The 19953-nt window shown below is 66.9% G+C and carries 20 protein-coding genes; 17 read left to right on the top strand and 3 right to left on the bottom strand.

The annotated features are described in order from the left end of the window. Positions 1-19: 19 nt before the first annotated feature. Positions 20-859: a type III pantothenate kinase gene (locus OKW39_RS10620; protein ID WP_429562615.1), complete on the bottom strand. Its 840-nt coding sequence runs from the start codon at positions 857-859 to the stop codon at positions 20-22. Beyond that, complete coding sequence (locus tag OKW39_RS10615; RefSeq protein WP_429562614.1) at positions 856-1794, bottom strand: biotin--[acetyl-CoA-carboxylase] ligase; 939 nt, start codon at positions 1792-1794, stop codon at positions 856-858. Before OKW39_RS10615 ends, OKW39_RS10620 begins: the two co-directional genes overlap by 4 nt. Before the next feature lie 146 nt (positions 1795-1940). Between OKW39_RS10615 and OKW39_RS10610 the strand changes: the two genes are divergently transcribed. The 10 genes from OKW39_RS10610 to OKW39_RS10565 all read left to right on the top strand — a co-directional run bounded on the left by OKW39_RS10610 (position 1941) and on the right by OKW39_RS10565 (position 10674). Next, positions 1941-3074 carry an MlaE family ABC transporter permease gene (locus OKW39_RS10610; RefSeq protein ID WP_090802823.1) on the top strand — a complete coding sequence of 378 codons (1134 nt, stop codon included), beginning with the start codon at positions 1941-1943 and terminating at the stop codon, positions 3072-3074. Then, positions 3071-3949 carry an ABC transporter ATP-binding protein gene (locus tag OKW39_RS10605; RefSeq protein WP_090802824.1) on the top strand — a complete coding sequence of 293 codons (879 nt, stop codon included), beginning with the start codon at positions 3071-3073 and terminating at the stop codon, positions 3947-3949. The genes OKW39_RS10610 and OKW39_RS10605 overlap by 4 nt, the downstream gene beginning before the upstream one ends. A gap of 46 nt (positions 3950-3995) precedes the next feature. Further along, positions 3996-4964, top strand: coding sequence for an MlaD family protein (locus OKW39_RS10600; protein ID WP_429562613.1), 969 nt, complete (start codon positions 3996-3998; stop codon positions 4962-4964). A 30-nt stretch (positions 4965-4994) separates the two neighbouring features. Then, entirely contained in the window at positions 4995-5621 is a 627-nt protein-coding gene (locus OKW39_RS10595; protein ID WP_090802827.1) for an ABC-type transport auxiliary lipoprotein family protein, read from the top strand. Positions 5622-5652: 31 nt separating this feature from the next. Then, complete coding sequence (locus OKW39_RS10590) at positions 5653-6810, top strand: VanZ family protein (RefSeq protein WP_090802829.1); 1158 nt, start codon at positions 5653-5655, stop codon at positions 6808-6810. A 104-nt stretch (positions 6811-6914) separates the two neighbouring features. After that, positions 6915-7238, top strand: coding sequence for a (2Fe-2S) ferredoxin domain-containing protein (locus tag OKW39_RS10585; protein WP_090802831.1), 324 nt, complete (start codon positions 6915-6917; stop codon positions 7236-7238). Positions 7239-7264: 26 nt separating this feature from the next. Further along, complete coding sequence (locus OKW39_RS10580; protein ID WP_090802833.1) at positions 7265-7909, top strand: alpha/beta hydrolase; 645 nt, start codon at positions 7265-7267, stop codon at positions 7907-7909. Positions 7910-8230: 321 nt separating this feature from the next. After that, complete coding sequence (locus OKW39_RS10575; RefSeq protein WP_429562612.1) at positions 8231-9460, top strand: D-alanyl-D-alanine carboxypeptidase family protein; 1230 nt, start codon at positions 8231-8233, stop codon at positions 9458-9460. Between the two features lie 13 nt (positions 9461-9473). Further along, entirely contained in the window at positions 9474-10433 is a 960-nt protein-coding gene (locus OKW39_RS10570) for a D-amino acid aminotransferase (protein ID WP_429562611.1), read from the top strand. Beyond that, positions 10405-10674, top strand: a complete 270-nt coding sequence (locus OKW39_RS10565; RefSeq protein ID WP_018419275.1) for a DUF493 family protein — start codon at positions 10405-10407, stop codon at positions 10672-10674. Before OKW39_RS10570 ends, OKW39_RS10565 begins: the two co-directional genes overlap by 29 nt. 19 nt (positions 10675-10693) lie before the next feature. Here the strand turns inward: OKW39_RS10565 and OKW39_RS10560 are convergent, their stop codons facing one another. Then, complete coding sequence (locus OKW39_RS10560; RefSeq protein WP_429335681.1) at positions 10694-11677, bottom strand: transcriptional regulator GcvA; 984 nt, start codon at positions 11675-11677, stop codon at positions 10694-10696. 98 nt (positions 11678-11775) lie between these two features. On the opposite strand from OKW39_RS10560, the gene OKW39_RS10555 reads away from it, so the two are divergent. The 7 genes from OKW39_RS10555 (at position 11776) to OKW39_RS10525 (ending at position 19933) form a co-directional block, all read left to right on the top strand. After that, positions 11776-12102 carry a DUF2917 domain-containing protein gene (locus tag OKW39_RS10555; protein WP_090802839.1) on the top strand — a complete coding sequence of 109 codons (327 nt, stop codon included), beginning with the start codon at positions 11776-11778 and terminating at the stop codon, positions 12100-12102. A gap of 118 nt (positions 12103-12220) precedes the next feature. Further along, the gene (lipB, locus tag OKW39_RS10550) at positions 12221-12946 is read left to right on the top strand and encodes a lipoyl(octanoyl) transferase LipB (RefSeq protein WP_090802840.1); all 726 of its coding nucleotides are present in this window, start codon (positions 12221-12223) and stop codon (positions 12944-12946) included. Positions 12947-12959: 13 nt separating this feature from the next. After that, positions 12960-13967: a lipoyl synthase gene (lipA, locus tag OKW39_RS10545; protein ID WP_429562610.1), complete on the top strand. Its 1008-nt coding sequence runs from the start codon at positions 12960-12962 to the stop codon at positions 13965-13967. Between the two features lie 111 nt (positions 13968-14078). Next, positions 14079-14831, top strand: coding sequence for a glycerophosphodiester phosphodiesterase (ugpQ, locus tag OKW39_RS10540; protein ID WP_429562609.1), 753 nt, complete (start codon positions 14079-14081; stop codon positions 14829-14831). Between the two features lie 376 nt (positions 14832-15207). Then, positions 15208-16488 carry a dicarboxylate/amino acid:cation symporter gene (locus OKW39_RS10535; RefSeq protein ID WP_184062578.1) on the top strand — a complete coding sequence of 427 codons (1281 nt, stop codon included), beginning with the start codon at positions 15208-15210 and terminating at the stop codon, positions 16486-16488. Between the two features lie 45 nt (positions 16489-16533). Further along, positions 16534-18552, top strand: coding sequence for a sensor histidine kinase (locus tag OKW39_RS10530; protein ID WP_429562608.1), 2019 nt, complete (start codon positions 16534-16536; stop codon positions 18550-18552). Between the two features lie 31 nt (positions 18553-18583). After that, entirely contained in the window at positions 18584-19933 is a 1350-nt protein-coding gene (locus OKW39_RS10525) for a sigma-54-dependent transcriptional regulator (RefSeq protein ID WP_018419283.1), read from the top strand. Positions 19934-19953 lie beyond the last annotated feature (20 nt).

Here is a 19953-nt window from a genome sequence, read left to right as displayed (position 1 = left end):
CGTTAGCCACGGCAGGCAATCAGCCGCTTTGCCGCGCCGTATCCTCGGCTGCGATCAGCGCAAGCCCTGACAGCACCAGCGAATCGTGGCGAGTATGCGGCACTTTCAGGGCGCTCGCCACTTCGTCGGCGGCGCCGCCGCTGACTACGAGACGCACCGGCACCTGCCACTCATCCTGCAGGTCCCGCCACATCCGCTCGATCAATCCGGCCTGCGCCAGCGTGCAGCCCGCCGACAGCGAGCGCGGCGTATCCGTTGCGAAGAACGGACCGCGACGGACCGCGCCGGTGGTATCGGCGGCGTCGAGCAGGCCGCGCGCGTGCGCGGCGTCGAGCGTCGGCAGTTGCGCGGTGTGCTCACCGAGCGAGCGCATCATCAGCGTCCAGCCCGGCGCAATCAATCCGCCGATAAACGCGCCATCGGCGCGCAAGGCCTCGAGCGTCGTCGCGGTGCCGAAGGTCGCGAGCAGCAGATGCTCGCCGGGAAAGGTCGCGTGCGCGCCGATCATGCCGGCCCAGCGGTCGCTGCCGAGCGAGTCCGGTGTCGTGTAGCAATTGGTCACGCCGCATCGACGAGCACTTGCGCGGATCGTCGCGAGCGGCAGTCGCGGCCAGTGCGCGTCGACGAGCGCCGCGATGTGCGTCGCGACCTCCGCGCCCGCGACGTTGGAGAGCCACGCGCCGCATGGCGCCGGCCAGTCAGTCCAACTGGGTTGCGCACCCGACCGCGCGCGTGGCCCGGCAAGGTCGTCATGCGCGAGCGCGCCGCTCGCCAACTGCGTCCCATCGGGCTGCACCAGCGCCCACTTGATCCGGCTATTGCCCGCGTCGATCAGCAGATATGGCGCGCGCTGACTCATGCGACACCGTGGGCGAGGCGCAGCGACACGTCGCCGGTCGCGATGCTCTGGCGGCCCTCAGCCGTATCGAGCAGCAACTGGCCACGCTCGTCAACGCCCGCCGCCACGCCGCGCGCGAGCTCCTGGCCTTGTTCGAGCAGCACGACCTCGCGGCCCGCGTAAGCATGCACCGCGTTCCAGCGCGGCTGGAACGGCGCGAAGCCTTCGGCGCCGAAGCGCTGCAGCATCGGTTCGAGCGCGTTCAATTCGGCTGCCAGCGTATCGGTCAGATTCGCGTTCGGCAGCGCCCGTTGCAACGCGGTCGGCACGGTGCCGAGCGCCTGCGGCGGTACCTCGGCGTTCAGCGCGCCCACCTTCGCCGCGAGTTCGTCGGCGCCTTTCACGTTGGTGCCGATGCCGATCACGACCGCGCTCGCGTCGTCGGTGCTCCACGCGGTTTCGATCAGGATGCCGGCGAGCTTGTCGCCTTCGAGCAGCACGTCGTTCGGCCACTTCAGCGCGATCTGTCCGGGACCCGCGACCGGCAGCGAGCGCAGCCCGTCGACGAGCGCGACGCCCACCGCAAGACTCAAGCCCCCGAGCCCTTCGAGCGGTCGCGGCAAGACGCACGCGACCGAAAACAGCAGCGCGTTGCCGGGCTCCGCGTACCACGGCCGCCCACGGCGGCCGCGCCCAGCGGTCTGCAGATACGCGACGCGCACGATCGGCCGCGGCAGCGCGTTCGCGCGGCGCGGCAGGGCTTTCACGTGGGTCATCAAGTCGGCGTTGGTCGAGCCGGTTTCTTCGACGATTTCGATCGGCCAGTCATGCGCATGTGCGCCGAACAGCTTGACCGCGCGTTCGCGATCGATGCGCCAGTCGGTCGAAGCCGACGACGAGGCTGGTGCCGCGCTTGTCGCTGCGGACGGGGAGGCGGGAGTCTTGGAGGCATTCATGTCCCATATTGTAGCCACAGCGAACCCGCCCGGGACTCGAATGCGCAGCGGTGAACGGCGACGCCGATCGATGTGCATCAGTGCGGACCGGCGGCCGAGCCTTCGTTACAATGGCCGCTAATCCGATAACCAGATTCACGCGATCCTTGAACAATGACACTCCGCCCGGCCTTGAAGTCGCGGCCGGCAGCCAAGGCAAGATCGTCCGTCTCTCGGGCCAGTGGACGGCGCTCGCGCTCGCGCGCGATCGCGACACCGGGCACGTGATTCCGGAACTGCGTTCGCTGACCGGCGCGCAGGGCATCGGCGAGTGGGACCTGTCGCGCGTCGACAGGATGGACCACGTCGGCGGCCAGGCGCTGTGGCGCGTGTGGGGCCGCAAGATGCCGCCGGGCACCGCGCTCACGGACACGCAGCGCGACATCTTCGAGCGCATCGCGCTGCTCGACACGGTGCGCGAGAGCGCCGAGCCGGTCACGCGCCTCGATCCCTTTACGCGTCTCGGCCTCGGGCTCTTCTCGTTCGTCGAGCACATGCAGGGCGGCGTCGCGATGCTCGGGCGCTTCGTGCTCGATCTGCTCGCGATCGTGCGCAAGCCGAAACTCACGCCGTGGACCGAAATCTCCGCGAACATTTACAACGCCGGCGCTCGCGCGCTGCCGATCACCGCGCTGGTCGCGTTCCTGATCGGCATCGTGTTGAGCTATCTGTCGGCACAGCAATTGCGCATGTTTGGCGCGAACCAGTTCATCGTCAATATTCTCGGCCTCGCGGTGATTCGCGAACTCGGCCCGGTGCTGTCGGCGATTCTGGTGGCGGGCCGCTCGGGCTCGGCGATCACCGCGCAGATCGGCGTGATGCGCGTGACCGAGGAGCTCGACGCGATGCGCGTAATGGGCATCCCGCACGGCCTGCGGCTGATCCTGCCGCGCGTGATCGCACTGGCCGTCGCGATGCCGCTGCTCGTGATGTGGACCAACGTGATCTCGTTGACGGGCGGCGCGCTCGCCGCGAAGCTCGTGCTCGGCATCGACATGAGCTTCTTCGCGCGCCAGCTGCCGAACGTCGTGCCGATCGCGAACCTGTGGATCGGGCTTGGCAAGGGCGCGGTATTCGGCATGCTGATCGCGATCGCCGGCTGTCATTTCGGCTTCCGTATCAAAGCCAATTCGCAGAGTCTCGGCGAAGGCACGACGACCTCGGTGGTCACGTCGATCACCATCGTGATTCTCGCGGACGCGGTGTTCGCGATCCTTTTTCAAAACGTGGGGCTAGGATGATCGCGCCACTCACCGAAGCCGTACGCGGCCAACCCGTACCGTCAATCGCCGAGCCGGTGATCGAGGTGATCGACATCACCAAGCGCTACGGCCGCAACATCGTGCATCAGCATCTGAGCCTCGAGGTGCGGCGCGGCGAGATCGTGTCGATCGTCGGCGGCTCGGGTTCGGGCAAGACCACGCTGGTGCGGCAGATTCTCGGCCTCGAGCGCCCGTCCAGGGGCACGATCAAGCTGTTCGGCGAAGACCTCGCAACGATCTCGCCCGACACCGCGCTGCTGATGCGCAGCCGCTCGGGCATGCTGTTCCAGCGCGGCGCGCTGTTCTCGTCGCTGTCGGTGTTCGACAACGTCGCGCAACCGGTGCGCGAACTCGGCAAGGTGCCCGAAGACCTGCTGCGCGACATCGTGATGCTGAAGCTCGAAATGGTCGGGCTGCCGTGCAAGCACGCGTCGAAGATGCCATCGGCGCTGTCGGGCGGCATGATCAAGCGGGTTGGCATCGCGCGCGCGATCGCGCTCGAACCCGAACTGCTGTTCCTCGACGAACCGACCGCCGGCCTCGACCCGGAGGCGTCCGACGAATTCGTCGAGCTGATCTCAGGGCTGCATCGCGCGCTCGGTCTGACGGTCGTGATGATCACGCACGATCTCGATACGATGGTCGCACTGTCGACACGCGTGGCCGTGCTGGCCGATCGCAAAGTGCTCGTCAACGCGCCGGTCGAGGAGGCCGCGGGCGTCGACCATCCGTTCATCCACGAATATTTCCTCGGCCTGCGCGGGCGCCGCGCGCTGCAGGCGCTGCCGCCGGAGCGCCGCGCGAAGCTGCCGCAGGCGGCGCTCGAGCCGGCGTCGTCCGAGTTGCCGCTGTGAGGCGGGCCGCCATGAACCGGGCCGCTATGAACCAGGGAAACTGACAATGGAAAACAAAGCGCATGCGTTCTGGGCCGGGCTCTTCACGGTCGTGCTGACGGCGGCGATCGCGCTGGCGGCGTATCTGTTCAACGTCGACCGCACCGTGCGGGTGCCGTACGACCTGATCGCGCGCACCAGCGTGAACGGCCTCTTTGCGGACGCGGCGGTGCGCTTTCGCGGGCTCGACGTCGGCCGTGTGCAGTCGATCAAGTTCGATCCGAAACATCCGGGGGAGATCCTGATCCGCATCATGGTCGACGAGCACGCGCCGATCACGCATTCGACGTTCGGCAGCCTCGGCTTGCAGGGCGTGACCGGCCTCGCGTTCATCCAGCTCGACGATACCGGGCGCGATCTGACGCCGCTGCCGTCGTCAGCCCAAAAGGTCGCACAATTGCCGATGCGCCCGGGTCTGTTCGACCAGTTGCAGCGACGCGGCGACGTGCTGCTGCGCAAGCTCGAAAAAGTCACCGACAACGTGAACAACATGCTCTCGCCGGAAATGGTCGCGCAGCTGCACGACACCGCGGCGAGCATCGCGCAGGCGGCCTCGGGCGTCGCGACGCTGACTCGTGAGATGGCGCCCGTCGCCAGCAAGCTGCCCGGCACGGTCGACCAACTGAACCACACGCTCGCGTCGACCAACCAGATGATCACGAACCTGAACCGTCCGGACGGGCCCCTCGAGCGCAATCTGGACAAGGTCGGCACGGCCGCGCAGCAGGCGGGCGATGCGCTCGCGCAGATGAACATGTCGCTGCAGGACCTGTCCGCGCGGGTCGGCTACGAGACGCTGCCGCGCGTCAATTCGCTGACCGAGGACGTGCGCGCGGCGGCGCAATCGATCGACCGCGCCGCCGACACCTTCAACACCAATCCGCGCAGCGTTCTGTTCGGCGCGCCGCGCCCGGCGCCGGGTCCGGGCGAGGCCGGCTTCGCGTGGCCCGCCGCTACCGCGCCCGCAGCTCACTGAATCCGCAGGCTAGAACAGAGGAAGATGCCCATGTCACGCTCGATTCACCGACTGTTGTCCGCGCGCGCCGCGCTCGCGGCGCTGCTTGCGTTCGGCGTGCTGGCGGCGGGCTGCGCGGGCACGTCCGCAGTGGTGTCGGACATCCGCTACGACTTCGGACCACCGCCGCAGGCCGTCGCGGCGAGCCGGCTGCCGGCCGTCAAGGTGCTGGAGGTCAGCGCGCCGTCCGTGCTCGAATCCGACCGGATGACTTATCGGCTGAGCTACGCCGACGCGCAGCAGACGGCCGCCTACGCCAACAGCCACTGGACGATGATGCCGTCGCAACTGCTGACGCAGCGCCTGCGCAATGCGCTGAGCGAGCGCGGCACCGTGCTGACGGGCGCGGACGGCGTGACCGCGCCGGTGCTGCGGGTCGATCTGACCGAGTTCGAGCAGGTGTTCGACAGCCAGACGGACAGCCACGGCGCGATCACCGCGCGCGCGACGCTGATGCAGGGCGGCAAGGTGATCGGCCAGCAGACCTTCGTCGCGCACGCGCCCGCGCATTCGGCGGATGCGGCCGGCGGCGCGCGGGCGCTCGCCGCGGCCAGCGACGACCTCGTTGCGCAGATCACCACGTGGCTCGGCTCGCAGGCGCTGGTCGCCGCGCAATGACGGGCGGGCCGCGCACGCAACGGAGCGCTGCATGAGCGAACGCCCCTGGCTGCGCCGCCCGTCGACGCTGGCCCGTCAGGCGCTGCTGCTTTACACGGCGCTGATCGTCTACGGGTCGTGGTATCCGTTCTCGGGCTGGCGCTCGCTCGGCATCACGCCGTTCGCCTATCTGTTCGATCCGATGCCGCAGTACCTGACGGCGTTCGACGTCGTCACCAACGTGCTCGGCTATATGCCGTTCGGCGCGCTGGTGGTGCTCGCGGTGTACCCGCGTTGGCGCGGCACGCTGGCCGTCGCGCTCGCGTTCGTGTTGGGCGGTCTGCTGTCAGGCACGATGGAAGCCGTGCAGACCTATCTGCCGACACGCGTCGCCTCCAATCTCGATCTCGCCGCCAACACGCTGGGCGCGCTCGTCGGCGCGGCGGTGATGTCGCCGTTGACCGGCGCGCTGCTCGACCGCGGCCTGCTCAGGCGTTTGCGGTTGCTGTGGTTCGAGCGCGGCCATGCGACGCTCGCGTGCCTCGTCGCCGCGTGGCCGTTTGCGACGATGTATCCGTCGCCGCGTCTGTTCGGTCTCGGCAACTGGCCGCGCGCGCTGTGGCTGAGCGTCGATCCGGCCACCCAGGACGCGCTGCTCGCGTGGACGCCGTCCGCGTGGCATGTCGGCGCATGGCCGGCGGCGGCCGCCGCGTGGCTGGACGACGACACATGGGAAGCGCTGATCACGGCGCTAAACCTGTTCGCGGCGCTCGCGCTTGCATCGCTGCCGGCGCGCCGTCATGCGCCTCGCGTGCGCCTGCTGTTCGTGTTCATCGTCGCGACCTTGTGCGTGAAGGCCGGCGCGACGTTCCTGCAATCGCAATCGGGCCTCGCGTTCGACTGGGCGACGCCCGGCGCGCTAATCGGACTCGTGTGCGGCACCGTCGCGGCGCTCGTCGCGCTGCCGCTGCGGCGGCGGTTGCGTGCGACGCTCGCCGGGGTCGCGCTGGTCGTCGCACTCGTGTTCGTCAATCTGCTGCCGGTGAACCCGTATTTCGACGCCGTGCTCGCCGACTGGCGGCAGGGACGCTATCTGCATTTCAACGGGCTCGCGCGCTGGCTCGCATGGATATGGCCCTATGCGGCGCTGGTGTGGCTCGCGTTCGCGGTCGAGCGGGCGTGGCTCAAGCGGCGCGCGAGGCGGGCGTGACGTGCTTGCGCGCCGGCCGCCAGGTCCCGACGCCTGCACAGCCCGGTCGCTATAATCGTCCGCACCGCCATTGCACTTCCTTTCAGGCTCGCCTCCCGAACATCATGGATTCCTTCTACAAGCACCACGTTTTCTTCTGTCTGAATCAACGCGACCCCGGCGCCGAGCGTCCGAGTTGCGCGAACTGCAACGCACAGGCGATGCAGGAATACGCGAAACAACGCGTGAAGCAACTCGGCCTCGCCGGGCCCGGCCAGGTGCGCATCAACAAGGCCGGCTGCCTCGATCGCTGCGAACTGGGCCCGACGCTCGTCGTGTATCCCGAGGCGGTCTGGTACACCTACGTCGACGAGAGCGACATCGACGAGATCGTCGAATCGCATCTTGCGAACGGCAAGATCGTCGAGCGTCTGAAGATCGATCAATAACGCGAACGACAAAACGATCCATCCCGATGAACGTCAACACGAAGAAGTATCTGATCGACGGCCCGGTCGGCAAGATCGAGGTCGCGCTGGACCTGCCCGACGGCGTGCGCGAAAAAGGCGCCGCGCCACGCGGCATCGCGCTCGTCGCGCATCCGCATCCGCTGTTTGGCGGCACGATGGACAACAAGGTCGCGCAGACCCTCGCGCGCACGCTCGTGCAGCTGAACTACGTCACTTACCGGTCGAATTTCCGCGGCGTCGGCCAGACCCAGGGCGAGCACGACGCGGGCGTCGGCGAGCGCGACGATCTGCGCGCGGTGCTCGAGCACATGCGCGCAGATCCGGACTACGGCGATCTGCCGCTCGTATTGGCGGGTTTTTCGTTCGGCACCGTGGTGCTGTCGCACGTCGCGGCGAAGCTGCGCGATGAAGGCCGGGAAATCGAGCGCATCGTGTTCGTCGGTACCGCGGCGAGCCGCTGGGACGTCGCACCCGTGCCCGAAAGCACACTCGTGATCCACGGCGAAGTCGACGAGACCGTCCCCGTCCAGTCCGTGTTCGACTGGGCGCGGCCGCAGGAACTGCCGGTCGTCGTGATTCCGGGCGCCGAGCACTTTCTGCATCGCAAGCTTCACATCCTGAAGCGGATCATCGTCGACGCCTGGCGCTGAAAACGCGCGACGCGCATTTTGCGGGGGACAGGTGCGCGCAAACGTGTGCAAATCGACGACACGCGCGCGAAGCTGACCAGGTAGCGCGCGTATAATGGGCGCTCTTTTTTTGGGCACAGCGCCGCCCAGCCGGCAGAATCGCGCGCCGCGGAATCATTTCGCGGGAGGGCGCGGCCGGGTGCGCAGCGCTGCGCTCGCGAACCGATTGCGTCGCCGTCAGTCCAACGGGCGCCCGCCGTTTTACGGCCAGATGCCCCGCCGACCGGCTCCCCCAACTCCGCGCGCTGTCGCGCAACGAATTTTTCTGCACGAATCGACCCTATGCGTTTCTCCTCCTCTGGCCGCACGTCATTCCCGTCACTCGCTTCTTTCGTTCCCGCTTCGCTCAATCGCGCCGTCGCCGTCGGCCTCGTGCTGCCGGCCACGCTCGTCGCCGGCACCGCGTTCGCGCAGGTGCCGCCGCCGGGCGTCAACGCGCGCTCGTGGGTGCTCGTCGACGCGACCAGCAACCAGGTGCTCGCGTCCGCCAATGCCGACGAGCGCGTCGAGCCGGCGTCGCTGACCAAGCTGATGACCGCGTATCTCGTGTTCGAGGCGCTCGACACGAAGAAGATCACGATGGATCAGAGCATCGAGCCGAGCGAAGCCGTGCGGCGCGTGCGCAACGACGAATCGCGCATGTTCATCGAGGCGCTCAAGCCGGTGACCGTGCATGACCTCGTGTACGGCATGATCGTGCAGTCGGGCAACGACGCGGCAATTGCGCTCGCCGAACTGGTGGGCGGCAGCGAGGCGCAGTTCGTCGACATGATGAACAAGGAGGCGCAAAAGCTCGGCATGACGCACACGCATTTCGCCGACGTGAACGGCATGCCCGACCCGCAGCACTACACGACCGCGGGCGATCTCGCGATCCTGTCGGCCCGCCTGATTCGCGACTATCCCGAGTACTACAACATCTTCTCGGTCAAGGAATTCACGTACAACAAGATCAAGCAGCCGAACCGCAACCGTCTGCTGTGGATCGAGCCGACCGTCGACGGTCTGAAGACCGGTCACACGCAAGCGGCCGGCTACTGCCTGATCGCGAGCGCGAAGCGTCCGCTGCCGGGCACGACCGACGCGTCGCGCCGTCTCGTCTCGGTGATGATGGGCGAGACCAAGGAGCACGACCGCGTGCAGGACAGCCTGAAGATGCTGAACTACGGCTACACCGCCTACGACACGACGCGTCTGTACAAGGCGAACCAGGTCGTCGCCACGCCGCGCGTCTACAAGGGTTCGCAGGACAGCGTGCAGGTCGGCGTGAAAAGCGACCAGTACATCACGCTGCCGAAGGGCGCCGCCGACAAGGCGAAGCCGCAGATCGAACTCAACGATCCGCTCGTCGCGCCGATCGCCAACGGCCAGCAGATCGGCACCGCCAAGCTCGTCGCCGACGGCAAGGTGCTCGCGCAATTCCCGGTGGTCGCGCTGCAGCCGGTGCAGCAAGCCGGTGTGGTGGGCCGCGTGTGGGATTCGCTGATGCTGATGTTCAACAAGAAAAAGTAAGGGCTACGTCGCAATGACCGTTGTCTCCGAGGTTTCGCCGGACCCGATCGTTCATCTGAACGGCGAACTGGTGCCGTTGTCCGAAGCGCGCGTGCCGGTGCTCGACCGCGGCTTCATTTTCGGCGACGGCATTTACGAAGTGGCGCCGTTGTACGCGCACGCGAGCGGACGGCGCACCGCGTTTCGTCTGAAGCAGCATCTGGCGCGTCTCGCGCGCTCGGTCGGCAAGATCGGCATCGCCAATCCGCTCGACGACGCTGGCTGGCGCGAGCTGATCGGACGCGTGGCCGAGGCCAACGAAACGGACGGCGGCTTGCGTGCCGATCAGGACGCGATCGCATACATCCAGGTCACGCGTGGCGTGGCGAAGCGCGCTCACGCATTTCCGGCCGGCGTGAAGCCGACCGTGTTCGTGATGGTCACCGCGCTGAACCTGCCCGCCGCCGCGCAGCGCGCAAGCGGTGTCCCGTGCGTGAGCGCCGAGGATCGTCGCTGGCTCAATTGCGACATCAAGTCGGTGTCGCTGCTCGGCAACGTGCTGATGGCGCAATACGCGGCCGAAAACGACGCCTTCGAGACGCTGCAGTTCCGCGATGGTTTGCTGACCGAAGGGTCGTCGTCGAACGTGTGGATCGTGAAGGATGGCGTGCTGGCCGCGCCGCCGCGCAGCAACAGGATTCTCGAAGGGATCCGCTATGGGCTCATCGAGGAGCTGACGGCCGAATGCGGTATCCGCTTCGAAGCGCGCGACATCACCGAAGCTGAAGTGCGCGCGGCCGATGAAATCATCGTCAGCTCGGCGACCAAGGAAGTGCTGCCGGTCACGCGGCTCGATGGCGCGCCGGTCGGCGCGGGCCGCCCGGGCGCGGTGTTTGCGCAGCTGTATGCGGCGTATCAGCGAGCCAAGGCGGCTGAAGCCGCCGCGGCGGAAGAAGGAGTAGAGAATGAATCCCGAGAACGACTCACTGTTTGAATTCCCCTGCGATTTCCCGATCAAGATCATGGGCAAATCGCACCCCGAGTTTGCCGCGACGATCGTCGAAGTGGTGCGCGTGTTCGATACCGAGGTCGATGCGTCGCGCGTCGAGACGCGGCCGTCGAGCAGCGGCACCTACACGGGGCTGACCGTCCACGTGCGGGCGACGAGCCGCGCGCATCTCGACGACATCTATCGCGCGCTGACCGGCCATCCGATGGTCAAGGTCGTGCTGTAACACCGCGCGGTTTTTCACCTTACGGCGCGACGCGCAATGCGTCCGCCGTCACTCCCTGCGCCGCCAGGCGCGCGCGCGCCGCGGGACCCGCCTCGCAGGCGAGATCGAACAGCAGCCTGAAGCGCGCCACCTCGTCGAACACCCAGTCGCGAAACGCCTTGACCCGCGCGGTCCCCAGCGTCTGCGGCAGGCAGACCAAATAGTATTGCCACGGGCTCGGCCCATCCACATCAAAGAGCCGCACGAGCCGGCCCGCCGCGATTTCGTGCATCGCGAGCGAGCGGCGCGTCAGCGCGACCCCCTGGCCGTCGACGGCCGCCTGCAACAGATTCGACGAATCCTGATACAGCACGCCGCGCTTCGGCTCCGGCCAGTCGGTGAGGCCGGCGGCGTCGAACCATGGGCGCCATAGCTCGTCGTCGGAGCGCAGCAGCGGGACTTTGGCGAGATCGGCCGGGGTTTGCGGCAGCTTGCCGCCGTTGAAGTTGGGCGAGCAGGCGGGGAAGAAAATCTCGTCGAGCAGCAGCTCGGCGTGCAGCCCCGGATATTTGCCGAAGCCGAAACGGATCGCGACGTCGACGTCGTCGCGCGCGAAGTCCGTCAGCGCATTGGTGGTCAGCAACTCGAGATCCCATTGCGGATTTGCCTCGATAAAGCTGCCGATGCGCGGCGTCACCCAGCGGGCCGCGAACGACGACAGCATCGATATCACGAGGCGCCGCTCGCGGTCGCCGGCACGGATCGCGCGAGTCGCGTCGGCGAGCTCCATCAACGCGGCGCGCACCTGGGTGGCGTAGCGACGGCCGGTTTCGGTGAGGCGCACGCGCTTGCCGTCGCGCGCGAACAGCGACACGCCGAGCTCGGCCTCGAGCGCGCGGATCTGGTGGCTGACCGCGCCGTGCGTGACGAACAACTCGTCGGCGGCGCGCGAAAAGCTTTCGTGGCGGGCGGCGGCTTCGAACGCCTTGATCGCGTTCAGGGCGGGGAGTTGACGCAGGTCCATCGCAATATTTCTCACATAGACGTGAAAATTGATCGTTTTGCCCAAGTCCTTGCTGCACCTAGGATTCTAGTCATGAAACGATTTTTGGCGAGGGCCTCATGCGAGAAATTTCCTCTAGTATTGCATATGAAATCCGCACCGGCGACACGCTGCCGCTGAAGGTCGCGCGCAGCACGAAGTTGCGCGTGCATGGCGGCGCGGTGTGGGTCACGCGCAGCGACGATACGAAGGACTACTGGCTGCAGCCCGGGCAGACGCTGCATCTGCGGCGCGGCGAGCGGCTCTGGCTCAGCGCCGAGGGCGCCACGTTCGCGAAGGTTACGTTCTCGGTGCCGACGCGCTGCGACGAGCGCGCGCTGAACTGGCTCGCTCGCATCGGCGAGCGCTGGATGATGCGTGTGCGCGGCGGCTGGCACACCGTTTGACGGTGGCGCGGCGCAAAAGCCGTGCGTGACGCCGGGGCCGGCAGCGTACCGGCCCCGGCTGTGCAGGTTCCTGGTGGCCGCGGGCGCGGTTTCCGAGATTTCGGTAAACTCCGGAATCATGTGCGCCACCCCGGTCTCTCCGTCTCCGCTACCTGCCATCGAGCCGCCCATGCTGCGCTGGCTCGGCCGCGAACCGTACGAAGCCAGTTTCGACGCGATGCGCGCCTTCACCGACGCCCGCACCGCCGACACCGCCGACGAAATCTGGCTCGTCGAGCATCCGCCCGTCTTCACGCTCGGCCAGGCCGGCGATCCGGCGCACCTGCTCGCGGCAGACAGCAACATTCCGCTCGTCAAGGTCGACCGCGGCGGGCAGATCACGTATCACGGGCCCGGCCAGGTGGTCGCCTATCTGCTGCTCGACCTGCGCCGGCGCAAGCTGATGGTGCGCGAGCTGGTCACCCGGATCGAGCAGGCCGTGATCGACACCCTCGCGGCGTATAATCTCGCCGGAGAACGCAAGGCGGGCGCCCCCGGCATCTACGTGGCGCCCGGGCCCGACGCCGGGCTCCATGCCGGCGCCAAGATCGCGGCGCTTGGCCTGAAAATCCGCAACGGCTGCAGCTATCACGGCGTGAGTCTGAACGTGAACATGGACCTGCGGCCGTTTCTCGCGATCAATCCATGCGGCTACGCGGGGCTCGAAACAGTCGACATGGCGACGCTCGGCATCGCCGCCGGCTGGGACGACGTGGCCCGTACCCTCGCGGCAAGTCTCACCGCAAACCTCGACGGCAATCCCGCGGCCGTCGCCCAACCGCAGGCCGGTGCGCTCACCGCCTGACTGGATCGAACGTATGACTGACGTAACCGCGAATTCCGCAGCAGCCAACCCCGCGCCCGAAGGCGTGCCGGCCCCCGCCGCCTACGACGCCACCGCGAAGCAGAAAGCGCAAGCCAAGACCGCGCGCATCCCGATCAAGGTCGTTCCGATCGAAAAGCTGAAGAAGCCGGACTGGATCCGCGTGAAGGCGGCCACCGGCAATTCGCGCTTCTACGAGATCAAGCAGATCCTTCGCGAGCACAATCTTCACACGGTGTGTGAAGAGGCGAGCTGCCCGAACATCGGCGAATGTTTCGGCAAGGGCACCGCGACCTTCATGATCATGGGTGACAAGTGCACGCGCCGCTGCCCGTTCTGCGACGTCGGCCACGGCCGTCCCGATCCGCTCGACGCCGACGAACCGGCCAACCTCGCGCGCACCATCGCTGCGCTGAAGTTGAAGTACGTGGTGATCACCAGCGTCGACCGTGATGATCTGCGCGACGGTGGCGCGGCGCACTTCGTCGAATGTATCCGTCAGACGCGCGAGCTGTCGCCGCAAACGCGTATCGAAATCCTGACGCCGGACTTCCGTGGCCGCCTCGACCGCGCGCTCGGCATCCTGAATGCGGCGCCGCCCGACGTGATGAACCACAACCTCGAAACGGTGCCGCGTCTGTACAAGGAAGCGCGCCCGGGGTCGGATTACGCGCATTCGCTGAAGCTGCTGAAGGACTTCAAGGCGCTGCATCCGCACGTCGCGACCAAGTCCGGCCTGATGGTCGGCCTCGGCGAAACCGAAGAGGAAATCCTGCAAGTGATGCGCGATCTGCGCGAGCACGACGTCGACATGCTGACGATCGGCCAGTACCTGCAGCCGTCGGAGCACCATCTGCCGGTCCGCGCTTACGTGCATCCGGACACCTTCAAGATGTACGAGGAAGAGGCGTACAAGATGGGCTTCACGCACGCCGCGGTGGGCGCGATGGTTCGTTCGAGCTATCACGCCGACGTGCAGGCGCATGGAGCCGGCGTGGTCTGACGCGCTCGCGCCTCGCCGCTGTTGCCTCGCTTCACGCCCGCAGAAACGAAAAGCCCGCCGATGTGCGGGCTTTTTTCATAGACCGCTCTTCTATCAGCAAGGAAACGACACGTGGCAACCCCGATGGATCGCGGGACCTCCGCACAATGGCCTTATCCGCGGCTGATCGCGCACCGCTGCGGCGGTACGCTTGCGCCGGAAAACACCTTGGCCGGTTTCGACGCCTGCGTGCGCTACGGCTATCGCATGGTCGAATTCGACGCGAAGCTGTCCGCCGACAACGCGCTGTTCCTGCTGCATGACGACACGCTCGATCGCACGACCAACGGCCACGGGCCGGCGGCCACGCACACATGGCAGCAACTCGCCGCTCTGGATGCCGGCGCGTGGCGCGGCGCGGAGTTCGCCGGCACGCGGCTGCCGACGCTGGCCGACGCGGCCGAGCGTTGCGCGCGCGACGGCATCGCGGCGAACATCGAGATCAAGCCGTGTCCGGGCCGCGACGTCATCACCGGCGCACTGGTCGCCCAAGGCGCGCTCGAGCTTTGGCAAGGGCAGACGCCGCCGCTGTTGTCGTCGTTTTCGTTCGATGCGCTCGCCGCCGCGCGCGATGCCGCGCCATCGCTGCCGCGCGGCATGCTGTTCGAGCAGGTACCGGCGGACTGGCTGCGCATCGTGCGCGAACTCGACTGCGTCTCGCTGCACGCGAGTCACCGCTATCTGAGCGAACCGCTGGTCGCGCGGATCCGCGCGGCCGGGCTGCGCGTGCTCGCTTACACGGTGAACGATCCGGCGCGCGCGCGGTTGCTCGAAGAATGGGGCGTCGACATGATCTGCACGGACCGGATCGATCTGTTGACGTGACGTTGCGCTCGCAAGCTCCGCACAAACCCCTGCGGGTTTCCCCGCAAACGCGCGCGCACCGAATTCCGGATTCCCCGACAGCGCTCGTCCTGATTTCCGGAAACCCGGACGGCGCGCGCCGAGCTGTGCCGGAAAATCCATAAAAATCAAGGCTTCCAGTCTGAAATCAAACTGGCATCGACCTTGCGAAAGAAAGCGCGTGGCCGCCACGGCCCGACAAAAAAGCAAGGAGACAAAATGTCCGATTTCCCTTCCCGGTATTTCTGAATTCGTCGCCTTTGCAGCGGTCCGCCAACGTGCGCCCGCGCGACGACGTTTTGTTCGCGTGTCGCGCCTCGCGGCGGGTCATCAGCTCATATCCCTCGCAGGAACCATCGTGAAGAAACCTATCCATAAAGTGCTGTACGTCCAGGTGATCGTGGCGATCATCGTCGGCATCGTACTCGGGCATTTCTACCCGAACCTCGCCATCGACATGAAGCCGCTCGGCGATGGCTTCATCAAGCTGATCAAGATGGTGATCGGGCCGATCATCTTCTGCACGGTCGTGACGGGCATCGCCGGCATGGAGGACATGAAGAAGGTTGGACGCGTCGGCGGCAAGGCGCTGTTGTACTTCGAAATCGTCTCGACCTTCGCGCTGGTGCTCGGCCTCGCCGCCACGCACCTGCTGCGACCCGGCGCCGGCTTCAACGTCGATCCGGCCTCGCTCGACGGCCGCGCGGTTGCGTCGTATGCCGCGAAGGCGCACGGCCAGTCGACGGTCGACTTCTTCATGCACATCATTCCGGACACGCTGTTGTCGGCGTTCGCGCAGGGTGAGATCCTGCAGATCCTGTTGATCGCGCTGCTGTTCGGCGCCGTGCTCGCAACGGCCGGTGAGAAGGGCAAGCCGGTGACCAACTTCATCGAAGGGCTCTCGCACATCCTGTTCGGCATGGTGCGCATCATCACGAAGCTCGCGCCGATCGGCGCGTTCGGCGCGATGGCCTTCACGATAGGCAAGTACGGCATCGGCTCGCTGCTGCCGATGCTCAAGCTGGTCGGCACGTTCTATCTGACCTCGATCGTGTTCGTGGTGGTCGTGCTCGGCGCGATCGCGCGGGCGGTGGGCTTCAACATCCTGCGTTTCGTCGCATACATCAAGGAAGAGATGCTGATCGTGCTCGGCACGAGCTCGTCCGAAGCCGCGCTGCCGCAGCTGATGCTGAAACTCGAAAAGCTCGGCTGCTCGCGCTCGGTGGTGGGCCTCGTGGTGCCGACCGGCTACTCGTTCAACCTCGACGGCACCAACATCTACATGACGATGGCGGTGCTGTTCATCGCTCAGGCGACCAACACCGACCTTACGTGGGGCCAGCAGCTGACGCTGCTCGCGGTGACGATGCTGACCTCGAAGGGCGCGAGCGGCGTGACCGGCGCGGGCTTCATCACGCTCGCGGCGACGCTGGCCGTGGTGCCGACGATTCCGCTGTCGGGCATGGTGCTGATCCTTGGCATCGACCGGTTCATGAGCGAGTGCCGCGCGCTGACGAACATCGTCGGCAACGGTGTCGCGACGGTCGTCGTGTCGGCCTGGGAAAAGGAGCTCGATCGCAGCAAGCTGAACAAGGTGCTGCGCGGCGAGGTGGCGGTCAAAGAGCCGGCCGGCGTTTGAGTCGCGCCTCGCCAACGCTGTCGTGACCAGCGCGGACGCTTAAGCATGAAACCGGCGTCCGCGCGACCTTCCGAGGCGTCTGGCGGCGACGCCTTGCCGCCCTATGCCACAATGTCCGATGCACATCGATCGGACTTTGCCAACGTGACCCGCCGCCTGCTGATTCTCTTCGCGCTCGCAGCCGGGCTCGCGGCGGCATGCTGGCTCACCTACAGCCTTGCGTGGAAAAGCGGTGTCGACACGCTGCGGCGCAACGCCGCCGTGCGCGCCGAGCGCACCGCGAGCGCGCTCAAGAGCACGCTCGAACGCTACGAATCGCTGCCGTATCTGCTCGCCGAGCATCCGATCGTGCAGGACGTGCTGATCGATCCGAATCCCGCCAACGTCAAGCGAGCGAATCTCTATCTCGAAGACCTGAACCGCCACGCGCGCGCGACGGTCACCTACATCATTTCGCTCGACGGCTACTGCATCGCCGCCAGCAACTGGCGCGGGCCGGGCAGCTTCGTCGGCGCGGGCTATCAGTTCCGGCCGTATTTCGTCGATGCAATGAAAGGCGGCGTCGGCCGCTTCTTCGGCATCGGCACGATTTCGCAGGCGCCCGGCTACTACATCTCGCAGCCGGTGCGGCGCGATGGCAAGATCGTCGGTGTGGCGGTCGTCAAGCTCGATCTCGAATGGTTTCAGGGCGTGGACGCGTCCGAGCCGCTCGTCGTCACCGACGATCATGGCGTGATCTTCCTGTCGTCGGTGCCGGCATGGAAGTACCACACGATTCGGCCGCTGCCCGGCCAGATCGCCAATTCGATCTACCAGGCTCGCCAGTACGCGCAGCAGCCGATCGAGCCGCTACCGGTGACGGTCGAGCGCATACTCGAAGGCAATGCGCAGATCCTGCGCATCGGCGGCGGGCGCTCCGCGCCGCGCTTCCTCGCGTCGCGTCACGCCATGGGCGAGCCGGACTGGCATCTGATCACGATGTCGCCGGTCGATCCGGTCGATGCCGACGCGCGCAAGGCGACCATCGTCACCGGCTTCGGCTATGTATCGCTGGTGCTGCTCGCGTTCTACTGGCGCATGCGGCGCGCGCGTGTGCGCGAAATGATGCGCAGCCGCGCGCTGCTGCAGAAGGCCTATGCCGAGCTGAATCAGCGCGTCGCCGAGCGCACCGCCGATCTGTCCGAGGCGAACGAGCAGTTGCACAAGGAAGTCGCCGAGCGTACACGCGCCGAGCAGGAACTGCGCGCCGCGCAAGACGAACTGATCCAGGCGAGCAAGTTGGCCGCGCTCGGTCAGATGGCGGCCGGCATCACGCACGAGCTGAACCAGCCGCTCGCCGCGCTGCGCAGTTTTTCCGATAACACGCGCGTGCTGCTCGAACGCGGCGATCAGGCATCGGCGCGCGAGAATCTCGAAGCGATCGCGGCGCTCACCGAGCGCATGGGCAACATCACGAACCAGCTGAAGCTGTTCGTCGGACGCGCGCGGCCGCGCAGCGCGCGCGCGTCGATCGTGCGGGCCCTGCGCAACGTCGTCGCGTTGCTGCAAAAGCGCCTGCAGGGCGTCGAACTCGAGTTCGTGCTGATCGATATCGCGGCCGACATCGACACCGACGCCGCCGCTGCGGCAGGCGGCGCGCGCACGCCGCTGAATCTCGCCGACGATCATCCGGAGCTGGTCGCGAATTGCGACGATCTGCGGCTCGAACAGGTGCTGATCAACCTGCTCGGCAACGCGCTCGACGCAACCGCCGGCATGAACCCGCCGCATATCACGGTCGAGGTGGAGGCCGGCGTCGCGAACCTGTCGATCGCGGTCGGCGACAACGGCCCCGGCATTCCCGACGACGTGTTGCCGCACCTGTTCGAACCGTTTTTCACGACGAAGGAAATGGGCCAGGGGCTCGGCCTTGGCCTCGCGATTTCATCGTCGATCGCGCGCGATTGCGGCGGCTCGCTCGTCGCGCGCAACGCGCCGCACGGTGGCGCATCGTTCGTGTTGACGCTGCGTCGTGCGCGTGTGCAGACCAGCCCCTCGTACGATCCGCTGACCGCGGGCTCCTGATTTCACCCCGAAGCATCACCCGGAACACGCAATGAACGACGGCCTGCAAGTGCTGTATATCGAAGACGACGAACTGGTGCGCCGCGCGAGCGTGCAGAGCCTGCAACTGGCGGGCTTCGACGTGGTCGGCCATGCGTCGGTCGAGGCCGCGGCGAAGCTGATCAGCGCGGACTTCTCCGGCGTGATCGTCAGCGATATCCGGCTGCCCGGCGCGAGCGGTCTCGACCTGCTCGCGCAGTGCCACGAGCGCGCGCCCGACGTGCCGGTGATTCTGGTCACCGGCCACGGCGATATCTCGATGGCCGTGCAGGCGATGCGCGACGGCGCCTACGACTTCATCGAAAAGCCGTTCGCGTCCGAGCGGCTGATCGAAACCGTGCGGCGCGCGCTGGAGCGCCGCAAGCTCGTGCTCGAAAACCTCGCGCTGCGCCGTGAGCTGGCCGGGCAGAACGCGGTCGCGCCGCGCATCATCGGCCGCAGTCCGGCGATCGAGCAGGTGCGGCGGCTGATCGCCAACGTCGCGCCGACCGATGCGTCCGTCCTGATCAACGGCGATACCGGCGCGGGCAAGGAGCTGATCGCGCGCAGCCTGCACGAGCTGTCGCCGCGGCGTGACAAGCCATTCATCGCGGTGAACTGCGGCGCGCTGCCCGAGCCGATGTTCGAATCGGAGATGTTCGGCTACGAGCCGGGCGCGTTCACCGGCGCGGCCAAACGGCGGATCGGCAAGCTCGAACATGCGTCGGGCGGCACGCTGTTTCTCGACGAGATCGAGAGCATGCCGCTCGCGCTGCAGGTCAAGCTGCTGCGCGTGCTGCAGGACGGCGTGCTGGAACGGCTCGGCTCGAATCAGCCGATTCGCGTCAATTGCCGCGTGGTCGCGGCTGCAAAAGGCGACATGGCCGAGCACGTCGCGGATGGCTCGTTCCGGCGCGATCTGCTGTACCGGCTCAATGTGGTGACGATCGCGCTGCCGCCTTTGAGCGAGCGTCGCGAGGACATCGTGCCGCTGTTCGAGCATTTCCTGCTCGATGCTGCCGTCCGTTATCAGCGGCCGGCGCCGATGCTCACCGATCGCCAACGTGCGAGTCTGATGCAGCGAGACTGGCCGGGCAACGTGCGCGAGCTGCGTAATGCCGCCGACCGCTTCGTGCTCGGCATCGCCGACGAACCGGTGCTGTCGTTCGGCGAAGACGGCGGGGCCACCCATCCGCTGAAGGAGCGCGTCGAGCAGTTCGAGCGCGCGATGATCGCCGAGGCGTTGGAGCAGGCGGGCGGCGTGGTCGCGGTCGCGGCGGACCGGCTGCAGCTCGGCAAGGCGACGCTCTACGAGAAGATCAAGCGATATGGCCTTGCGGCCAAAGGGGAAGGGGAGCGGTGAGGTGGCGGACGCCGGCGGCG

The organism is Paraburkholderia sp. MM6662-R1 (assembly GCF_050436245.1).
Taxonomy (GTDB): domain Bacteria; phylum Pseudomonadota; class Gammaproteobacteria; order Burkholderiales; family Burkholderiaceae; genus Paraburkholderia; species Paraburkholderia tuberum.
This window is presented reverse-complemented; position numbering and strand designations above follow the sequence as displayed.